General features: G+C 41.3%; 14 protein-coding genes. 6 read left to right on the top strand and 8 right to left on the bottom strand.

All coding sequences use genetic code 11. The features are described from left to right. The first annotated feature begins 349 nt into the window (after positions 1–349). From BCU91_RS19005 to BCU91_RS19020, 4 genes are all read left to right on the top strand, one after another. Entirely contained in the window at positions 350–1,456 is a 1,107-nt protein-coding gene (locus BCU91_RS19005; protein WP_102438311.1) for an efflux RND transporter periplasmic adaptor subunit, read from the top strand. Between the two features lie 17 nt (positions 1,457–1,473). Beyond that, the gene (locus tag BCU91_RS19010) at positions 1,474–4,743 is read left to right on the top strand and encodes an efflux RND transporter permease subunit (protein ID WP_102532156.1); all 3,270 of its coding nucleotides are present in this window, start codon (positions 1,474–1,476) and stop codon (positions 4,741–4,743) included. Then, positions 4,740–7,820: an efflux RND transporter permease subunit gene (locus BCU91_RS19015; protein ID WP_102532157.1), complete on the top strand. Its 3,081-nt coding sequence runs from the start codon at positions 4,740–4,742 to the stop codon at positions 7,818–7,820. The genes BCU91_RS19010 and BCU91_RS19015 overlap by 4 nt, the downstream gene beginning before the upstream one ends. Positions 7,821–7,883: 63 nt before the next feature. Beyond that, entirely contained in the window at positions 7,884–8,747 is an 864-nt protein-coding gene (locus BCU91_RS19020) for an MBL fold metallo-hydrolase (RefSeq protein ID WP_102532158.1), read from the top strand. Positions 8,748–8,868: 121 nt separating this feature from the next. On the opposite strand, the gene BCU91_RS19025 is transcribed toward BCU91_RS19020, so the two are convergent. Genes BCU91_RS19025 through BCU91_RS19040 form a run of 4 tightly spaced genes read right to left on the bottom strand, consistent with a single transcriptional unit; the run spans position 8,869 to position 14,353 of the window. Continuing rightward, entirely contained in the window at positions 8,869–9,042 is a 174-nt protein-coding gene (locus tag BCU91_RS19025) for a Trm112 family protein (protein ID WP_076537432.1), read from the bottom strand. Beyond that, positions 9,029–10,036, bottom strand: coding sequence for a tetraacyldisaccharide 4'-kinase (gene lpxK / locus BCU91_RS19030; RefSeq protein WP_102519645.1), 1,008 nt, complete (start codon positions 10,034–10,036; stop codon positions 9,029–9,031). The genes BCU91_RS19025 and lpxK overlap by 14 nt, the downstream gene beginning before the upstream one ends. After that, positions 10,037–11,836: a lipid A export permease/ATP-binding protein MsbA gene (gene msbA / locus BCU91_RS19035; protein ID WP_102519644.1), complete on the bottom strand. Its 1,800-nt coding sequence runs from the start codon at positions 11,834–11,836 to the stop codon at positions 10,037–10,039. A 39-nt stretch (positions 11,837–11,875) separates the two neighbouring features. Next, positions 11,876–14,353, bottom strand: coding sequence for a DNA internalization-related competence protein ComEC/Rec2 (locus tag BCU91_RS19040; RefSeq protein ID WP_102532159.1), 2,478 nt, complete (start codon positions 14,351–14,353; stop codon positions 11,876–11,878). Between the two features lie 28 nt (positions 14,354–14,381). Here BCU91_RS19040 and BCU91_RS19045 point away from each other — a divergent pair, with 28 nt between their 5' ends. Beyond that, positions 14,382–14,885, top strand: a complete 504-nt coding sequence (locus BCU91_RS19045; protein ID WP_102438323.1) for a DUF2062 domain-containing protein — start codon at positions 14,382–14,384, stop codon at positions 14,883–14,885. A gap of 156 nt (positions 14,886–15,041) precedes the next feature. On the opposite strand, the gene BCU91_RS19050 is transcribed toward BCU91_RS19045, so the two are convergent. Next, positions 15,042–15,587, bottom strand: coding sequence for a GNAT family protein (locus BCU91_RS19050; RefSeq protein ID WP_241903516.1), 546 nt, complete (start codon positions 15,585–15,587; stop codon positions 15,042–15,044). Between the two features lie 84 nt (positions 15,588–15,671). Next, the gene (locus BCU91_RS19055; RefSeq protein WP_102438327.1) at positions 15,672–16,577 is read right to left on the bottom strand and encodes a LysR family transcriptional regulator; all 906 of its coding nucleotides are present in this window, start codon (positions 16,575–16,577) and stop codon (positions 15,672–15,674) included. Between the two features lie 123 nt (positions 16,578–16,700). Here BCU91_RS19055 and BCU91_RS19060 point away from each other — a divergent pair, with 123 nt between their 5' ends. Continuing rightward, entirely contained in the window at positions 16,701–17,699 is a 999-nt protein-coding gene (locus tag BCU91_RS19060; RefSeq protein ID WP_076537421.1) for an NADP-dependent oxidoreductase, read from the top strand. A 336-nt stretch (positions 17,700–18,035) separates the two neighbouring features. On the opposite strand, the gene BCU91_RS19065 is transcribed toward BCU91_RS19060, so the two are convergent. After that, on the bottom strand, positions 18,036–18,410 hold the full coding sequence (locus BCU91_RS19065) for a hypothetical protein (RefSeq protein WP_102532161.1): 375 nt from the start codon (positions 18,408–18,410) through the stop codon (positions 18,036–18,038). A gap of 269 nt (positions 18,411–18,679) precedes the next feature. Next, positions 18,680–19,546 (bottom strand): transposase (locus BCU91_RS19070; RefSeq protein ID WP_102532160.1); only part of this gene is annotated, 867 nt, incomplete at its 5' end.

A 19,546-nucleotide genomic window follows, 5' to 3' on the forward strand; every position in this document is an offset into this window, starting at 1 on the left:
ATTTTATTTGTATTATTAATAATTTTCTTGTTAAAGCCAAATTAATTCAATGGCCATTTACCCACAATCCTAATCAACAAAAATCAGAACCCTTAACTCAAATCTAAGTAAGCAATTTCACCATTTGTTGAGCATTCCCACTACCCCTTGTTAACATTTAAGTTCCTAAAATACCGCCGCCCAATTAAAGCACTGAAAAATAACAATAATTTATTTTGGCACATTACGTGCTTTGTAAACATAAATTCAACATTTATTACATGTTATAACGTGACGTTTGCATGCTTTGGTTTCAGACTCTGTGGCATGTCACGTCACTTATAACACTTAGTTAATTGGCAGGTATCCCATGGAAAGGTTCAACAACATTAAAAAATTCACCTCATCCGTTTTTTGTATTACGGCATTTTCAATCATGCTTAGTGGCTGTAATGGTGAACAAGAAACAGCTGCAGAAGAAGAAAAATACGCGGTACCTGTAGAGGTATCACAAGTGACTCAAGGAAATGTGTCTTCATTTTATAGCACCACCGCGACGCTAGAAGCGCCCGAGGAAGCCCATGTTGTCACCCGAATTGCAGGCTTAATTACTTCAATAAACGTTGAAGAAGGCGATAGAGTTACAAAGGGCCAAGCACTGGCGACCATTGATGCCAAACGCCAACAATTTGATTATCAGCGTGCGCTTGCTGAAGTTCAGATTATTGAGCAAGAATTAAACCGCTTAAAACAGATGAAAAACAAAGAATTTGTAAGTCAAGATGTGATGGCAAAGCTGGAGTTTAACTTACAAGCCGCAATGGCTCAGCGAGATCTCGCAGAACTATACGTGATTGAAAGCCGCATTGTTTCACCTATCGATGGCATTGTCGCCACCAGGCATGTGAAAAAAGGCAATATGGCCAAAGAGTTTGAAGAGTTGTTTTATATTGTCAATCAAGATGAACTACACGGAATTGTACATTTACCAGAGCAACAACTTAATAGCTTACGTTTAGGACAAGAAGCGCGCATTAGTAATCAATACGCTAATAACAAGGGCTCAACAGAACAAGATATTATCGCTAATGTATTACGAATTAGCCCAATTGTTGATGCCCAAAGCGGTACATTCAAAGTAACTATCGCCATCAACAATAAAGACGCAACATTAAAAGCCGGCATGTTCACGCGTGTTGAGCTTAAATATGATACCCACAATGATGTTGTTACTGTGCCTTTTAACGCCATTATTAACCAAGATGACACCCAAGCACTGTATGTCATTAAAGATAACACCGCTAACCGTCGTGAAGTGATTCTCGGTTATCGCGAAAATGATAAAGTTGAAATTCTATCTGGTGTGCAATCTGGTGAACAAATCGTCATTCGTGGTCAGCAAAACCTTAAAGACCTGTCGTTAGTTGAAATCATCAGTCCGCTTTCTTACGCCAAAAACAGCCTAGCCAGCAAATAGACAAGGATGCGCCTACTATGTCGATAATTAATACTTCGGTAAAACGTCCTGTGTCAGTGTGGATGTTTATGCTGGCAATCATGCTATTTGGTATGGTCGGATTTACCCGCCTTGCGGTAAAACTGTTACCCGATCTTAGTTACCCAAGCGTCACAGTAAGAACCGCCTATGATGGCGCTGCACCTGTTGAAGTTGAACAGTTAATCTCAAAGCCCATTGAAGAAGCCGTCGGTGTGGTTAAAGGGCTGCGTAAAATTAGCTCTATTTCACGCTCAGGTTTATCAGATGTGGTGCTTGAGTTTGAATGGGGCACCAACATGGATATGGCCAGTTTAGAAGTGCGTGAAAAAATTGATACCATCGAACTGCCACTGGATATCAATAAACCATTATTGCTGCGTTTTAATCCAAACTTAGATCCAATTATGCGTGTGGCGCTGTCAGTACCTGATGCCAGTGAAACACAGCTCAAAAGTATGCGTACTTTTGCAGAAGAAGAACTAAAAAGACGCCTAGAAGCACTATCTGGTGTCGCCGCAGTGAGATTATCTGGCGGCTTAGAGCAAGAAGTTCATATCCTGCTAAATCAACAAAAGCTGCAGCAACTAAACCTTAATGCAGACGATATTAAGCGCCGTATTAATGAAGAAAACATCAATTTATCTGCGGGTAAAGTGATCCAAGGTGACAAAGAGTATTTAGTTCGCACCCTAAACCAATTTAATAACCTAGATGAGTTAAGAAATGTCATTGTCTATCGTGATAGTCAAACCTTAATTCGACTTGCTGAAGTTGCCGATATTGTTGACGGTTATAAAGAGCGCAGTGATATCACTCGTATTGGACAGGTAGAGTCTATTGAACTGGCAATATATAAAGAAGGTGATGCCAATACCGTATCGGTCGCCAAAAGGCTCAGTGCTGAGCTTGATGAGATTAACAGTGAAGCTGCAGATAATCAGTTAAAGGTTATTTATGACCAATCTGAGTTTATCCAAAGTGCAGTCAGTGAAGTAACCGCCGCCGCGCTGTTTGGCAGCTTGCTTGCTATGTTAGTTATCTACTTATTTTTACGTGACATTATTGCTACCTTAATTATTTCTATTTCCATTCCATTTTCAGTTATTGCTACTTTTAACATGATGTACTTTGCCGATATCAGTCTCAATATTATGTCTTTAGGCGGTATTGCACTGGCCATAGGCTTATTGGTTGATAATGCCATTGTGGTGCTGGAAAATATTGACCGCTATAAAGCGCAAGGGCTTAAAAAAGTTGCTGCAGCGCTTAAAGGCAGTAAAGAAGTGGCAGGGGCAATCTTTGCCTCAACCTTAACCACCTTAGCGGTATTTGTCCCCTTAGTTTTTGTTGATGGTATCGCAGGGGCATTATTTTCAGATCAAGCATTAACGGTAACTTTTGCTTTATTAGCGTCTTTATTTGTTGCACTAACGGCAATACCAATGCTGGCATCAAGACAGGGTTTTAAACAATTACCCATCGAAAATGAGCCGGAAGTAAAAGCCCTGCCAACCACTAAAAAAGCTAAAGCTGTGCATTATCTTAAATTCGTGTTTGGTTTCCCATTTAAGCTATTACTCAGCTATCTACCTAATGCACTATTAAACCTCATTATCATTTCAGCTCGATTCATTTCTTGGGCATTGTCATTAGTGATGCGTCCATTAAGTGCTGCATTTAACTTTGGCTACCGTTTTGTTGAAAGCATTTATCACCGGGTATTAGCTCATGCGATGACGCATAAAGCTTTGACTGTCATTATCGCAATCATGCTAACTGTTGGTGCTGGCAGCTTATTCCCAAGACTGGGTGTAGAGCTAATTCCACCAATGAATCAAGGTGAATTCTATGTTGAGATCTTACTGCCACCTGGCACCGCGGTACAAAAAACTGATGCTGTATTAGAGCAACTAGCTTACTCCATTAGTGGTCGAGAAGAAGTAAAACACACCTTTAGCCAAGCAGGCAGTGGCGGCTTAATGACATCTGATACCGCCCGAGGCGGCGAAAACTGGGGGCGGTTACAGGTAGTACTGGCAGATCCTCAAGAGTTTAATGCTGTAGCCAATGACTTAAGGGCCACAGCAAGGCGTATTCCAGCCCTTGATGCCACTATTGATCACCCTGAGCTATTTAGTTTTAAAACCCCATTAGAGATCGAGTTATCAGGTTATGACTTACAGCAACTAAAGCACAGTGGCGAACAGTTGGTATCTGCTTTATCAGAGTCAGCCCGCTTTAGTGATATCAATACCTCACTTCGTGATGGTCAACCTGAGATCAGTATTAGATTTGATCATGCCCGGCTTGCGTCATTAAATTTAGAAGCGCCCACCGTTGCTAATCGTATTGCTCAACGTGTTGGCGGTACCATTGCCAGCCAATATACGGTTCGTGATCGTAAAGTAGATATTTTGGTGCGCAGTGAATTGGACGAGCGAAATAATATCTCAGATATTAACTCATTAATTATTAATCCAAACAGTAAGCACCCAATCCCATTAAGCGCAGTTGCTGATGTGTCTCTGCAAGTGGGCCCCTCTGCCATTAATCGTGTCAGCCAACAACGGGTTGCGATAGTGTCAGCTAACTTAAGTTATGGTGATTTAAGTGAAGCTGTAAAAGAAGCGCAGCAAATTTTAAATCAGCAACAGCTCCCCTCTTCTATCCAAGCGCGCTTTGGCGGCCAAAATGAAGAAATGGAACATTCATTTAAGTCTTTAAAAATCGCCTTGGTATTAGCGGTATTTTTAGTCTACTTGGTGATGGCGAGTCAGTTTGAATCCTTATTACATCCATTACTTATTCTGTTTGCTGTGCCTATGGCCGTTGGCGGCAGTATTATTGGCTTGTTTATTACTGGTACCCATATCAGCGTAGTCGTGTTTATCGGCTTAATTATGCTGGCAGGTATTGTGGTCAATAATGCCATTGTATTGGTTGATAGAATTAACCAACTGCGTAAAGAAGGTCATGATAAAGAAGTCGCTATAAGCACTGCAGCTAAATCTCGATTACGCCCAATAATGATGACCACCATGACCACCACCTTAGGCTTGTTGCCAATGGCAATAGGTGTCGGTGATGGTAGTGAAATCCGTGCGCCGATGGCAATAACGGTGATCTTTGGTCTTGGCTTATCTACCATGCTGACCTTATTGGTTATTCCTGCCCTATACGGTTTATTTGATAAAAAAAACTATCAACAAACCGCAATTAATCAAACCAAAAGCACTGAGTCTTTAGATTTGGAGACTCAATCATGAACCTAACAAAACTAGCCATTAAAAGGCCTGTCACCACCAGTATGTTCTTTTTGGCCATCTTACTATTTGGTTTAGCCTCTAGTCGATTATTGCCATTAGAAATGTTTCCCGGCATTGATATTCCGCAAATTCAGGTTAACGTGCCCTATAAAGGCTCTACCCCTGCAGAAGTGGAACGAGAGATAACCCGCGTATTAGAAGAGTCGCTAGCCACCATGAGTGGTATTGAAGAGGTCCGCTCAAACTCTTCTCAAGATGGTGCTAACATTCAGCTAAATATGAAATGGGGCGAAGATGTCGCCACAAAAAGCTTAGAAGCACGGGAAAAAATTGATTCGGTAAGACACCTGCTGCCTAAAGATGTGGAACGGGTTTTCATTCAGCAATTTTCTACCGCTGATATGCCCGTGTTAACGATTCGAATCTCCAGTGAACGTGAGTTATCAAATGCTTTTGATCTGTTAGACAAACAACTTCGCAAGCCGCTTGAGCGTATTGAAGGGGTCTCAAAAGTCACCTTGTATGGGGTTGATCAAAAGCAAATTGAAATAAGACTAGATGCCGACAAACTTGCTGCATCTGGCATTAATCCAGCTCAGTTGCAGCAACGTTTACAACAAGAAAACTTTGTCATTAGTGCTGGCACACTTAGAAATAATAATCAGGTGTTTCAGGTATCGCCCAAGGGAGAGTTTTTATCACTTGAAGATATCAAGGCAGTAAAGCTTAATAGCACCACTTCTGTTGGTGATATTGCCTCAGTCAAATTTACCCTCCCTGAAGCCTTTGAAGGGCGTCATTTAGACCAAAAATACGCTGTTGGTTTAGATGTGTTTAAAGAATCGGGCTCAAATTTAGTCGATGTATCTGAACGAGTGTTAGCCGTTATTGAAAAAACGAAACAAGATCAGCAATTTCAAGGCATCAAGTTATTCGTCATGGAAGATCAAGCTTATGGAGTTAAGTCATCACTGCAGGATTTATTGTTATCTGGCTTACTGGGTGCGCTGCTTTCTTTTGGGGTATTGTATTTATTTTTACGTAATTTAAAGATGACGTTAGTGGTCGTGTCATCGGTGCCAATTTCCCTTTGTATGACATTAGCTGGGATGTATTTTCTTGGTTACAGCTTAAATATTCTGTCGATGATGGGATTATTACTGGCTGTAGGCATGTTAATTGATAACGCCGTGGTGGTGACCGAAAGCGTGTTACAACAAAAGCAAAAAATTGCGTTATCAGATGATGGCGCTGCAACTGAAATAACAACAGCGGCCAATGAAAAAGCGGTACTTACTGGGGTAGAGAAAGTCGCCCTAGCCGTCTTGGCGGGCACATTAACCACAGCTATCGTGTTTTTACCTAACATTGTCGGGGTTAAGGTCGAGCTAACGATTTTCCTTGAGCATGTGGCCATTGCGATTTGCATTTCGTTAGCGGCATCATTACTGGTTGCTAAAACCTTAATCCCATTAATGCTTACTAAGTTTGATTTTCATATTGAGACCGAAGCTAAAGTCTCTAAGTTACAGCAGCTTTATCAACGCAGCCTAACCTGGGTACTGGCTAACTCAAAGCTATCAGGGGTTATTGCAGTGGTCATTTTAGTCTCTACCGCATTACCCTTAAGTTTAGTAAAACAAGATCAATCAGAAGGCGAAGGCAAAGATCGCCTCTACATTAATTATCAATTAGAAGGTCGCCACAATTTAAAAGTCACTGAAGCGATGATCAATCAAATGGAAGATTATCTTTATGCCAATAAAGAGGCCTTTATGATTGATTCTGTTTACAGTTATTACTCAGCAGACAATATTCAAACCACGCTACTACTGCAAAAAGATATTGAAACGCCAATGTCTGAATTGAAAGAAACCATACGTGAAGGTTTCCCTAAATATGCCGCAGCCAAGCCACAATTTGGTTGGGGCAATGAAAACTCAGGCTTAAGAGTCACCTTAACCGGTCGCTCGACCTCAGAGTTAATTCGCTTAAGTGAACAAGTCGTACCTCTGCTTAGCGCCATTGAAGGGCTTGAAGATGTGCGCTCTGAAGTCAGTTCTGCTCAGCAAGAAGTGGTGATTACAATCGATCGTGAAATGGCGGCAAGATTAGATTTAAAACTTAACGAAATCGCCTCTCACATTTCCATGGCGCTACGCGGTGCACCGCTTCGTTCTTATAGGCATGATCCTAATGGCGAATTACGCATTGAGCTCGCCTATGATAAAAGCTGGCAGCGATCATTAGAGCAGCTAAAACAATTACCGATCATTCGTAAAGGTGAGCGCCTATATAGCTTAGATAATCTCGCCAATATTAAGATACAGCCCCGCTTTGATACCATACGCCACTTTAATCGCCAAACTGCGCTGTCGATTGGCGCAAACGTGAATGACATTACCACTGAAGAAGCCCAAGAGCAGATTGAAAAGGTAATGGCCAATGTCAACTTCCCTTATGGATATGACTACTCGCTACGTGGCGGGTTTGAGCGTCAAGATGAAGAGCAATCCGTCATGGCAGTAAATATGATTTTGGCATTAATCATGATTTATATTGTGATGGCTGCCTTATTTGAATCACTGTTATTACCAACCGCCATTATCAGTTCAATCTTGTTCTCTATCACTGGGGTATTTTGGGCACTGTGGATTTCAGCAACACCTATGTCGGTAATGGCAATGATAGGGATCCTTATCTTAATGGGTATCGTAGTAAACAATGGCATTGTTTTGGTTGACCAAATAAATCAAAAAACGCCTAAATTAACCGATTTATCTGAATCTATCTTAGCCATCTGTATTACCCGTTTACGCCCTGTATTGATGACGGTTGCTACCACAGTGTTAGGCTTAGTGCCTTTAGCAATGGGCGACACTCAAATTGGCGGCGGAGGACCACCTTATTCGCCAATGGCAATCGCCATTATTGGCGGACTGTCGTTCTCAACTGTTACCAGTTTGTACTTGGTGCCGCTTTGTTATCAGGCGCTTTATCGCATACGTTATCAGTCATCGATAAAATTAGCTTCTGCTGACAAACGAGCCAAAAAGCTGCTACCTTGGACAGTGTAATCAGGATGCAAGCAAGCGCAACATTAAGCGATTAATGAGGCGCTTTACATTAAAGGACGACAAATGAAGCATAAAATTAAAACAAGTTTACTGGCATTATCACTAATAACATCTAGCGCTGTGGCTGATGATGACCGCTTCAAAGATGTACAAATTAGCTCAACACAACTCAGTGACACTGCTTATATGTTTGTGGGATCTGGCGGTAATATTGGCGTGTCAGCCGGCAGTGATGGCATATTGATAATCGATGATCAATTTGCGCCGCTGGCGAACAAAATTAGCCAATCATTAAATAAAATCCAGCCCGGCAGCCCCAAGTATGTCATCAATACCCACTATCATGGGGATCATACTGGTGGTAATGCCCACTTTGGTGAGCAAGCGATTATTTTTGCCCATGACAATGTACTAACTCGGCTCAGCGCCGATAAAGATACGCCAAAATCTGCGCTACCTGTTGTCACCTACGCGACTGATATATCAATTCATTTTAACAAGGATACTTTGGTGTTGAAGCACCTCGGGCCTGGCCATACTGACGGGGATAGTGTTGTGATGTGGAAAAATGCCAACATTGTGCACATGGGGGATTTGTTTTTTAAAGACCGTTTTCCATATATTGATTTAAAGGGCGGCGGATCTGTACTTGGCTATCGTGACAATGTCGCTAAATTACTCGCATCAATGGATAATGACACCCAAGTGATCCCAGGTCATGGTGCACTTGCTAATAAAGATGATCTCATGAAATTTAAGCATATGCTGGATCATTCCATTAATTGGATGAACAAGAATATCCAAGAAGGCCAATCGTTAGCCAATATTCAAGCGAAAGGAATGCATAAGAAATGGAAAAATTGGAGCTGGAATTTCATATCCGAAGAAAAATGGATTGATACTCTTTATCAAGGACTGAAAAAATAGCGTAAAACATTTCTATATTAGCTGCTAACACTGTATTTATCAGCGCAATATAGTGATGCAAACTAGGATATAAACAGCCATAAAAAAGCGCCATTAAGGCGCTTTTTCGATAACAATCAAATTACGACTCGATTGGCTCAGCTCTATTTTCCAGCAACACTGGAATACCTTCAGTAATTGGGTAAGCTAATTTATCTGCTTTACAAATCAATTGGTCGGCTTCTTTATCGAATTCTAATTTACCCTTACAAACAGGGCAAGCCACAATCTCAAGTAATTTTTTATCGAACGCCATGGAGGTTTCCTTGTTTATCTTTTATGACTTGGTTAAGTCTATTCAAAAAAGCGGTATCAAATTCAGTATTAAGCTTCGCATTAACAGGCAAATACCACCAGTTATCTTGTGCAAAATCGCGACATTTAACCGCATCTTTCTCGGTCATGATCAATGGATGCTGCTTTGAGAGCTGTTTCAGTTCATTTTCATCAAATGCTTGATGATCTTCAAAAGCTTTAGTCTCAGCAAGGCTAAACCCTTGCAATGATAAGCTGTCAAAAAAACGTTGAGGGTTACCAATACCTGCCATTGCAATAGCAGCTTGTGGTTGCCAGTGCTGAGTTGAATTGGGTTTTACAGGCTTAAGGGCTGCTGGCGTTAAACTCATCGCGACTTCATTGCCTTGCACTACACCGCCATTATTTAATACCCAATCAATGCTATTTAAACGCCATAAACCTTCACGTAACGGGCCTGCAGGTATTAAACATTGATTACCATAACGGCGCTGACCATCAACAATATTGATCTCAATATCACGTGCAAGCGCGTAATGCTGTAAGCCATCATCACTAATAATCACATCTACATTGGTTTCACTCAGTAACTGTTTTGCAGCGTCAATGCGTTTCGCCCCGACCACCATAGGAACTTGTGTTCGAGCCACAATCATTGCTGGTTCATCACCCACATCTGCGGCGTTATCGGTTGCTTTGACGGTTTTTACCCCATCAATATTGACACCATAACCACGACTGATCACCCCAGGGGTGAAGCCTTGCTGACGTAATAAGTTAATCAAGTAAATAACCGTTGGGGTTTTACCACTGCCACCAGCGGTAATATTGCCAACAATCACCACAGGGACATCCAATACTTGCGCTTGTTTAAAACCAAGTTTAAATGCCCAGCGCCTGACACTGGATATCAACCCAAATAGTGCACTCAGTGGTAATAATAACCACTTAGCGCGGTGTCCTTGGTACCAAATTTTATTGACTAACGCCTGCATTTAACTACCAAATTGCATTTGATATAAGTTAGCGTACATGCCCTCTTTTGCCACTAAGTCGCTGTGAGTACCACGCTCAACTACTTGGCCTTGATCGATAACTAAAATCTCATCAGCACTTTCAATGGTTGATAAACGGTGGGCAATCACAATCGAGGTACGATTATGGCGCAAGTTATCAAGACCTTGCTGAATCGCTTTTTCTGATTCAGTATCAAGGGCTGATGTTGCTTCATCTAATATTAATACTGGCGCGTCACGCAACATCGCCCGAGCGATAGCAATACGTTGACGTTGGCCACCCGACAGCAATACGCCATTCTCACCCACCTGAGTATCTAACCCCTCAGGTAAATTTTCGATAAATTCCATCGCATGAGCTAGGGTTGCAGCTTGTAAAATTTGTTCGCGAGTGGCTTCACCTGGATAAGCATAAGCAATGTTATTAGCTATAGTGTCGTTAAATAAAGTAACTTGCTGTGATACTAACGCCACCTGATTACGTAATGACTTTAATTTGTAATCATAAATATCAACGTCGTCTAAGGTAATTTGCCCTTCTGACACGCCGGTATAGAAACGGGTGATTAAGCTGGCAATGGTTGATTTACCCGAACCACTGCGTCCAACAAGGGCAATGGTTTTACCCTGCTTCACTTCAAAATCAACATGAGTTAAGGCTGGTTTTTCTTGCTCAGGATAACTAAAGGTAACGTTATTGAATTTTAAATTACCTTTAACACGCTGAGTTTCAAATTCACCCGTATCGGCTTCAGGTGCTGTATCTAGCAGCTCAAAAACTGTGGTACATGCGGCAATACCACGTTGAAATTCAGCATTCACACGGGTTAAATTTTTAATCGGCTGAAGCATTGCCATCATCGCGCCCAAAATGGCCGCAAATGTGCCTGCGGTTAAATCGGCTTTCAAGCTTGGGAATGTGGCGGCGTACAATACAAACGCTAACGCAAATGAACCGATGATCATAATAACCGGTTGACTAACGGCTTGAGCTACAGCAAGTTTCATATTTTGCTTGCGGTTACCCTCATTAACTTTTTGAAAGCGCTCGACTTCAGTCTTTTGCCCACCAAACGCCAACACATTCTTATGACCTTTAATCATTTGCTCAGTGGTTGCGGTGACATTGCCCATGGCTGCTTGAATACGCTTAGAGACTTTTCTGAAACGCTTACTCACAACGCTAATCACTATCCCCATTAATGGGCCAATGACTAGGATGCACATGGAAAGTTTCCAAGAATAGATGAACATGATAGCTAACATACCAATGACGGTAATAGAGTCACGTACAATAGAGATTAACGCACTGCCTGATGCACGGGCAATTTGTTCGGTATCAAAGGTCACTCGAGAAATGAGGTTACCACTATTTTCGCGATCGATATAGCTTACAGGCAAACGCAAATAATGCTCAAACACTTGCTGACGCATATCCATGATTAATCTCGAGCTCATGTAAGACACACAATAAGTCGACACGAAATTGGCTAAGCCACGTAGGGTAAACATTCCAATAACCACTAGCGGTGCCATGATCATAATATTGTTATTGGAATTAAAGCCGCCGTGACTCGGCACTTCTACGCCCGCGACCACTGACGGAGTTTGACTAAAGCCTTCGTCAATAAATGGTTTGATGAAGTAAATGAATGCAGCGTCAACCAAGCCGTAGGTCAATAATGCCAATACAGCTAACAGAAACATCCCTTTCATTGGGACAAGATAAGTTAGAAGGCGCTTAAAGACGCTCGACATTTCGTTATTAGTTGTTGTCATTGATTACATTAATACTCGAATTGCTAACAAAGGCGTATTCTACTCTGGTTTAACTTGGACACCAAATCTAAACAAGTTGTTATACCAAAATGGCTCAATAACTGTACGATACGGTCGAATTTTATAACTTTGACGTTTAAAATCTATACTAAGCTGGCCTGTTTCGCCACTGACAAGCGTGGTAACACCATGGGTTTTATAGCGCTCAACAACGTCATGTTTAGGAAAACCATACTGATTAGCAAAACCCGCAGTAAAAATTGCCTCGCTGGGATTAACGGCCGCAATAAACTCTGCAGACGATGAAGTACGACTGCCATGATGTGGCACAAGTAGGATATCAGCATCCAGTAAAGAGCCGCTTTGTATCAGCCGCTGTTCAGTTTGTTTCTCAATATCACCGGCCAGTAAAACACGGTTATTGCCATCATCAATATGCACAACACAAGACTGGTTATTATCACTTTTTGCTGCCATGTTACTGGTTAAAGTAATGGCTAAATTAAACCAATTAAACCTCCTATCATCGCATTGCTTTTGAGTTTTATCGGCTAGTTGCGCATCAAGCTGCACTGTATTGGTTATATCAGTTTGCTGGTACTTATCGATATTACTGATAATAGTTAGCTTATTGAAATGCTTAAGTAGTTCATTCACCCCACCAGCATGATCATTATCGTCATGACTTATGATTAAATAATCTAGCTCAGTCACACCTTTAGCCATTAATGTGGGTATCACCACTCTTTGGGCGTAACTAAAATTGTCACCATAAGCCGCGCCAGTGTCATAAAGTATGCCTTTATGACCTTGTTGTAATAACACCGCCATGCCCTGACCCACATCTAATACATGCATTTGCCAGAACAGCTTAGTCGATAGGGGTTGAGTATTATCTTTGATAAAGCCATATACCTGAAACATAAAAGGCAGCGCCATTAATCCAAAGCATACTCGCCAATGGATGTCGCTAGCCCACTTAAATAGAAACAGTCCTAAGGCAAGTAATAGTAAACTGACTGTCAGCGCATCTGAAAGGTGAAATTGAGCCAAGGGTAACTGCCCACTTAGGCTTAACAGGTAGTAAAAAGGGGCAAGGCTATGATCAGTAAGCCACAATAATGTGCTAACTATTGCATCACTTATAAACTCAGGTGCAGGTAACAGCATAAAGACACTATTTAGCAATAAAGCCAACATACACAGCGGAATAACAATGACACTAAACCATGGCACCATCAAAAAGTTAATCCAAATACTGTGGATTGAAATACTACCAAATAACAGCGCTTGTATTAGCCCGAGGCCGATAAATAAGCGCCACTGAATCGCCCAAAAATTAATTAGAAAACCCATCAAATTTGACTTAAGCTGACTCAAACGCCGCAATCCTCGAGCCCTTAAGCTATCATCTTGCTGAATTTGAACATCCGTTAACTCGACAGCTGTGTTCAATTGCTGGGGATTTAACTCCGTTGTGGATTTAACCCCAAGATAGTCGATGGTAAATAAAATTATTGCCAATGCGCTAAAGCTAAGCCAAAAACCAGCACTTAAACTGGCAAAAGGGTCAAATACCAACACCGCAAATAACGCCCATATCAAGCGCTGCCAAGTCGAGGCGTGTTGTCTAAATACGGTTAGCAACACAATCATTAACAGCATCATCAATGCCCGCTGAGTGGATATAGCCATCCCAGCTAAATAACCATAACCAGCAGCAACCATTGCTGCCATTAATACCGCCAAGATGAGATTACGCCGAGAGGATGTTGCCATGAAATTTAACAATAACAGCCTAAATAAACTCCAGCTAAGACCAAACACTACAGATAAATGTAACCCTGAAATCGCAACTAAATGACCTGTGCCCGTTGATCTTAACGCCTGCCATTGCTCGGTAGAAATGTCAGTTTTATCGCCAAACAACAACGCATTAATGATGGGATAATGGCTTAAATGTTGTAATTTCGGTTTGAAATCACTAATTACTCTTTGCCTTAAAGACAATTTATAATCGATAAGCTGTGACTGTTTAACACTGCCTTTTGCGACAATGTGTTGGCTTAATAAATATTTTTGTTGATTAAAACCACCTTGGTTAATCGGGCTGGTAATGGGCTTCATTCTGGCGTCAAACGCCCATACCTGCCCAACTTTTACCTCAGGCGCTTGTTGCCAATTAAGTCTATAGTATCGCTTGTAAAGCGAATGTTGCGCTGATAGTAAAACAACATTAAAGCTTATCCAGTCGCTGTTTTTACTAACTAGTGATACTATCTGTGCCTTAAATTGTTTTCTGACTGGATGTTCAGCTTCTTGATGTGAAAATAATGAATAAAAACAAATGGAAACCCAAAAGACACCTAAAAGGCAGCCACTGATGAATGGCCACCTCTTTAACGTGAGTACCCCAATAACAAACATTAAAACCGCTAGCGATATTGGAAGTAAACTTGGCAATAAATTGCTAAATAGGACGCTAGCGCAAAATCCATAAACAAATCGATTTATCATCGGTTAATTAAAGACAGTAATCGCATATATGCCAAAAAAATTATTACAAAAATTTATGCCGAAGCCTGAGACTTTACGTAACAATAAATATTTACGTATTTTTGGTGGTTTGCTGGATAAACCAAATTTATGGACCCTCAACCGAAAATCGGCTCCGGGGTCCTTTGCGGTGGGCTTATTTGTCGCTTGGTTACCATTTCCTTTTCAAATGGTTATTGCTGCAGGCATGGCGATATTTTTTAACGTCAATATCCCATTGGCAGTGGCATTAGTTTGGATAACAAACCCGTTTACCATGCCATTTATGTTTTATGCTGCCTATATTTTAGGAGCAAAAATTCTTGGCCATAACACTGCTCATTTCAATTTTGAAGCCAGCTGGCAATGGGTTGAAAGCTCTATCAGTACCGTAGGGCCGCCATTTTTACTGGGTTGCATTATACTCGGTGCAATATTTGCCTTTATCGGTTTCTTTGTGATTAAGAGCTTATGGAAGTACTCGATTTTATTTAAATGGAAAAAAAGAAACTAATCACACAACTGTTCGCCCTAGTGAGTAAAATCGAATTACCAATAAAAAAGTCAGCTTTGTGCTGACTTTTTGCTTTTAAAGCTCAGGTTTAGATTTGAGTTATCGACCACACTCTACCGATAGCGACAACAATAACGATTGTGATAAATACTGTTATTAAGACTGCTGAAAATACTCCTGTTGCAACAGTGCAAAGCCGCACTCATCGCTCCACTTCCCTTTAAAAAATATATTCTTTAAGTAATGGGCCTCTTTTCGAAATCCAAGCCTTTCTAGTAACGCTATTGATGCTAGGTTCTCGGCATCAGTTATCGCCGTTATGCGATGTTTGTTTAAGCTGACAAACAAATAATCAATCACTGCTGCCAGTGCTTCAGTAGCAAAACCTTGCTGCTGATACTCTCTCGCTATGGTAAAACCAAGCTCCATCTGCATATCGTCGACAAAATGCACTGCTACATCGCCTACTAGCTGTTGGCTTTTATCGACAATAGCTAGCTGAAACCAGTTACCAGCAACACCAAACAAACCATAATCCATACTGGTAAACAGCGCCTTGGCATCTTCGAGCTGATAATCATCCCAGCTTTGATATTGCGCAATCACAGGATCGGCTCGATAAGCTACAAATGCTGCTAAATCATCGGCTTGAAAAGCGCGGAGCGTCAGCCTTGTGGTTACTATTGTTGGTGTTGCAATCATTACTAATGATACTCTTGATGTAGACACTGTCATAACAGCCAATATTTAAACATGCTAGCTGCTTTGAATATTACATAAACTAAGTTATTTAGCGTGTTTAATCCTAGCCACTAAAAAATCTACCGCCGCTTTGACCTTAGGGACATGATAGCGCTGCTTTTGATAAATAAGATATACCCCGAAATCATCACTTTGACTGGCTGATAATGGCGGCTCAAACTGTAATTCAGTCAGCTGATTAGATTCAAAAAATGGTGCTAGCACCCAGCGCGGCATCATCACTATGCCTTGATGTTGCAGCGCTTTATCGATTAACCACTCACCAGCATTACTGATCGCCTCAACAGGGGCTGATACATCATGCCACTGGCCATTAATTTTACTTAGCCACGGCACGCGGCCTTTTGGCGAGCGATAATATAAGCCTTTATGTTGTTTAAGCTCATTTGGGTGTAAAGGTACGCCATAGTCCGCTAGATACTGCTGGGTAGCTGCTGGTACAAACTGGTTGTCCATTAACCTTATCGCCACTACGCGATCATTAGGGGCATAACCACCACGAATGGCAATATCCACATCATCACGTCCAACAGACGACAGTTCATCGCTGAGCTCAATATCTAAAATCACTTTGGGATATAACCTTGAGAACTCATCCATCAATGGCAGCAGCTGTTCACGGCCAAAGCCAACCATGGCACTAATGCGTAATTTCCCCATAGGTTCAGTTTGATAACTTCTCACCGCCTCATTGCTTTGTTCAAGCTGATTTAGCAAGCTTGATACTTGCTGATAATATTCTCGGCCAATCTCAGTCAAACTGACGGCGCGGGTTGAACGCTTTAATAACGTCGCCCCAAGGGAGTTTTCAAGATCTGCAACCCGTCTTGATAATGATGATGCCGGTACAGAAAAAGCCTTAGCCGCTTGGGTAAAGCTGCCTAACTCCACCACTTTCACAAAATATTTAAGCGCCCGTAATTGATCCATCAAAGCCTCATTATTGTTTTTAAAGCAATAAAGTATCGCTTTTTAGCTACTATATCTTATCAAAAAGAAAAGCAATAATGCATTCAATAGCAAAATTGATAAAAATAAAGACAAGGAACAACAATGAGCACATTTACCGCCATCAACTTAGTAAAGCGTCCACAAGGTGGCCCAATCACCGCTGATATTTTTGAAGTGGTACAAAAGCCAATGCCAACCGTGAACCCAGGCGAGATTTTAGTAAAACAAAATCATATGTCATTAGACCCTGCCATGTTTGGTTGGATGCAACCTGATACTGACAGCTATATTCCGCCAGTGAACTTAGGTGAAGTAATGCGCAGTAGCGGTGTCGGTGAAGTCGTTGAAAGCCATCACCCCGATTTTAAAGTTGGCGATCGCGTGATGGGCATGATGGGCTGGCAAGAATATTTTCACAGTAATGGTCAAGGCTTAAACAAAGTTGATGCGCCATTACCAGACGAAGCAATACTGTCTGTATTTGCGCTACCGGGATTAACCGCCACTCAAGGCCTATTTAATGTCGGTAAGCCCAAAGCTGGCGAAACCATTATTGTTACCGGCGCTGCGGGGTCTGTTGGCTCAATTGTTGGTCAACTTGCTAAAGCAGATGGCCTAACGGTTATTGGGGTAGTTGGTAGTGATGAAAAAGCAGATTGGATTGTCAATGAACTTGGTTTTGATTCAGCCATTAACTACAAAACCGATGATCTTGAAGCCAAACTTGCACAATGTGCCCCAAATGGCATCGACTTATTCTTTGAAAATACCGCAGGCCCAATCCAAAGCCTAATTATCGATAAAATGAACCCACATGGCCGTGTCATGGTTTGTGGTTTAATTGCCGATTACAGCAGCCAAACACCTGCTCCTGGCCCTAGCTGGATGAACATTTTAAAAAGACGCCTCACGATTCAAGGCTTCACAATGCCAGATCACTTTGGTGAAGTGCCAAGCTTATTGGCTAAGCTCACCCCTTATGTACTGCAAGGTAAAATCAAACACCGCGCCCATGTGCTTAATGGCTTAGAATCATCAATTGACGGACTAAATTTATTCTTCAGCGGTGCCAACAAAGGCAAATTGATGGTTAAGCTGTAATAGACTTCAACGCCATCACTAACCAGCGATAGGGTTAAAGCAACAAAAAGGTATTAATGCATTGGCATTAATACCTTTTTATTATGTCATCTTCTCCTAATTCCACCGAGAATTACTGCACCTACCTCAGCGTAAAATACAGTTGAATTAATATGTTAAATATCCTCTAAGCCATCAATTTTACAAGGGAAAGTAGCTAATACCGAACCTTCAACCAACATATATTCCCACACAGAAAAGTATAATGGTGGACAAACACCCAATGAGTCAGAAAAAAGATATTGGTAAGAATACAAATCCGTGGCCAAAATTAGTTGACCACGACATACTTTATTTTTAGGTTGCTTCGGCCAGCCTTTCTCCAACATTCTTCAAAACTTCGTTGAGTTCGGTGGTAGGGCTAAATTCTAAAAATTTCAGATCTTGAACGACAATGGCAGTATGACCTGCAGGTGCGTAAAACACATCTCCTGCTTCGAATATTTCTTCAGTGCCATCATCATATATAAATCGAAAGGCACCTTGAAAGATGTAACCCCAATGGGGACAATGGCAACTATCGTTGCACAGGCCCTTTAATAACGGAGTGAAATCTGTGCCTTTCGGTAGCTCATGGTAGGCAACGGTCATATCCCCAAAGCCTGCCTGTATTCGCATAACCGTACCAGGTGCTTCCATCATTACCGGAATATCTTCTTTTTTTAACTTCATAACTTTCTCCATGTTTAAGTTTAAGAAATTTGTAGAAATCATTCCTAAGAAATAAATAGCCGCCCATTATTTTTAATTTATAACATAGCGACTTTCGTTTTAAGTTGCCAATACCTACATTCATTTACTGGTGGGATGATCTATGCCAAAGGACTGAATATTTCATCATTAATCACCAAAATTAACTCATAAACTAAATTCAATCCAGCAGAAAAGCTTGATATCTATCAAGTGGGAAATGCTTTTATTTGAGATTAAGAAATGATTTATTAAGCGCACAACCAGCGCTGACAGTTAGCTGCGCCTTGTCGTCGTTTTAGGTCTAAATGCTCACAATAATCTGTTAATGCAGGTAATGCCCCCACCGCACCTTTAAATAAAGCGCCAAACTCAGTGGTGATTTTTAACCAGTTTTCAGCAGGAATGTTCAGCCTATTAAGAATGTCCTGGCTACTCGCGCTGATGGCGCCACGTTTATCATCACGAATAATTCGCCCAGTATCTTCAACCAGCACGATGTAATCTTTTACGCTATACATTAATCCCTTAGGCATGTTCAATCTCTCATTACCTACAAAGGGAAGCAACGCTTTTGGTTGCTCACCGTTTATAGCAGAATTAATGCGACGTTGAATACTGGTGTAATCTGACCTTTCAGGTGTTGCAGCCATTTGAGCGCGAATTGGATTCAAATCAACATAGGCCATACAGGCGAGAACTGCTGCGTCATCAAGTAATGCTTGCGATTTAAAGCGCCCTTCCCAAAAGCGACCCGTACACTTATCTTCTTTATTGGCCATTCTCGCAATCGGTTCACTCAAGGAACGCATAAACCAACTGATATCAGTTAAACGTTCTCGATATAGCGCAATACAATCATTAACCGTCTTTAATTCAAACTCATTAAGCGCTTCACCTTTAACAAATTTATGGGTCAGCAATGTACCTTTAAAGCCTTTATGCCATTGAGTTAACACCCCAATATCAGACCATTCTTTGGCTTTATCTACATCGACTTTAAGCACGACATGTAAGTGATTACTCATAACGGCATAAGCACAGATATCAATGGCAAAAATCGTCGCCAATTCAATAATACGTGAATCAATCCACTCACGGCGATGTTCAAAGTTTTC

Origin of the sequence: Shewanella sp. 10N.286.52.B9, from assembly GCF_002873635.1 — a bacterium.
Classification (GTDB): Bacteria; Pseudomonadota; Gammaproteobacteria; order Enterobacterales; family Shewanellaceae; genus Shewanella.

Excerpts from the sequence above, each read along its gene's own strand:
- BCU91_RS19055 (WP_102438327.1), bottom strand. The coding sequence starts at position 16,577 with ATGGATCAATTACGGGCGCTTAAATATTTTGTGAAAGTGGTGGAGTTA.
- lpxK (WP_102519645.1), bottom strand. The coding sequence starts at position 10,036 with ATGCAGGCGTTAGTCAATAAAATTTGGTACCAAGGACACCGCGCTAAG.
- BCU91_RS19025 (WP_076537432.1), bottom strand. The coding sequence starts at position 9,042 with ATGGCGTTCGATAAAAAATTACTTGAGATTGTGGCTTGCCCTGTTTGT.
- msbA (WP_102519644.1), bottom strand. The coding sequence starts at position 11,836 with ATGACAACAACTAATAACGAAATGTCGAGCGTCTTTAAGCGCCTTCTA.
- BCU91_RS19005 (WP_102438311.1), top strand. The coding sequence starts at position 350 with ATGGAAAGGTTCAACAACATTAAAAAATTCACCTCATCCGTTTTTTGT.
- BCU91_RS19010 (WP_102532156.1), top strand. The coding sequence starts at position 1,474 with ATGTCGATAATTAATACTTCGGTAAAACGTCCTGTGTCAGTGTGGATG.
- BCU91_RS19060 (WP_076537421.1), top strand. The coding sequence starts at position 16,701 with ATGAGCACATTTACCGCCATCAACTTAGTAAAGCGTCCACAAGGTGGC.
- BCU91_RS19040 (WP_102532159.1), bottom strand. The coding sequence starts at position 14,353 with ATGATAAATCGATTTGTTTATGGATTTTGCGCTAGCGTCCTATTTAGC.
- BCU91_RS19050 (WP_241903516.1), bottom strand. The coding sequence starts at position 15,587 with ATGATTGCAACACCAACAATAGTAACCACAAGGCTGACGCTCCGCGCT.
- BCU91_RS19015 (WP_102532157.1), top strand. The coding sequence starts at position 4,740 with ATGAACCTAACAAAACTAGCCATTAAAAGGCCTGTCACCACCAGTATG.
- BCU91_RS19065 (WP_102532161.1), bottom strand. The coding sequence starts at position 18,410 with ATGAAGTTAAAAAAAGAAGATATTCCGGTAATGATGGAAGCACCTGGT.
- BCU91_RS19045 (WP_102438323.1), top strand. The coding sequence starts at position 14,382 with ATGCCAAAAAAATTATTACAAAAATTTATGCCGAAGCCTGAGACTTTA.
- BCU91_RS19020 (WP_102532158.1), top strand. The coding sequence starts at position 7,884 with ATGAAGCATAAAATTAAAACAAGTTTACTGGCATTATCACTAATAACA.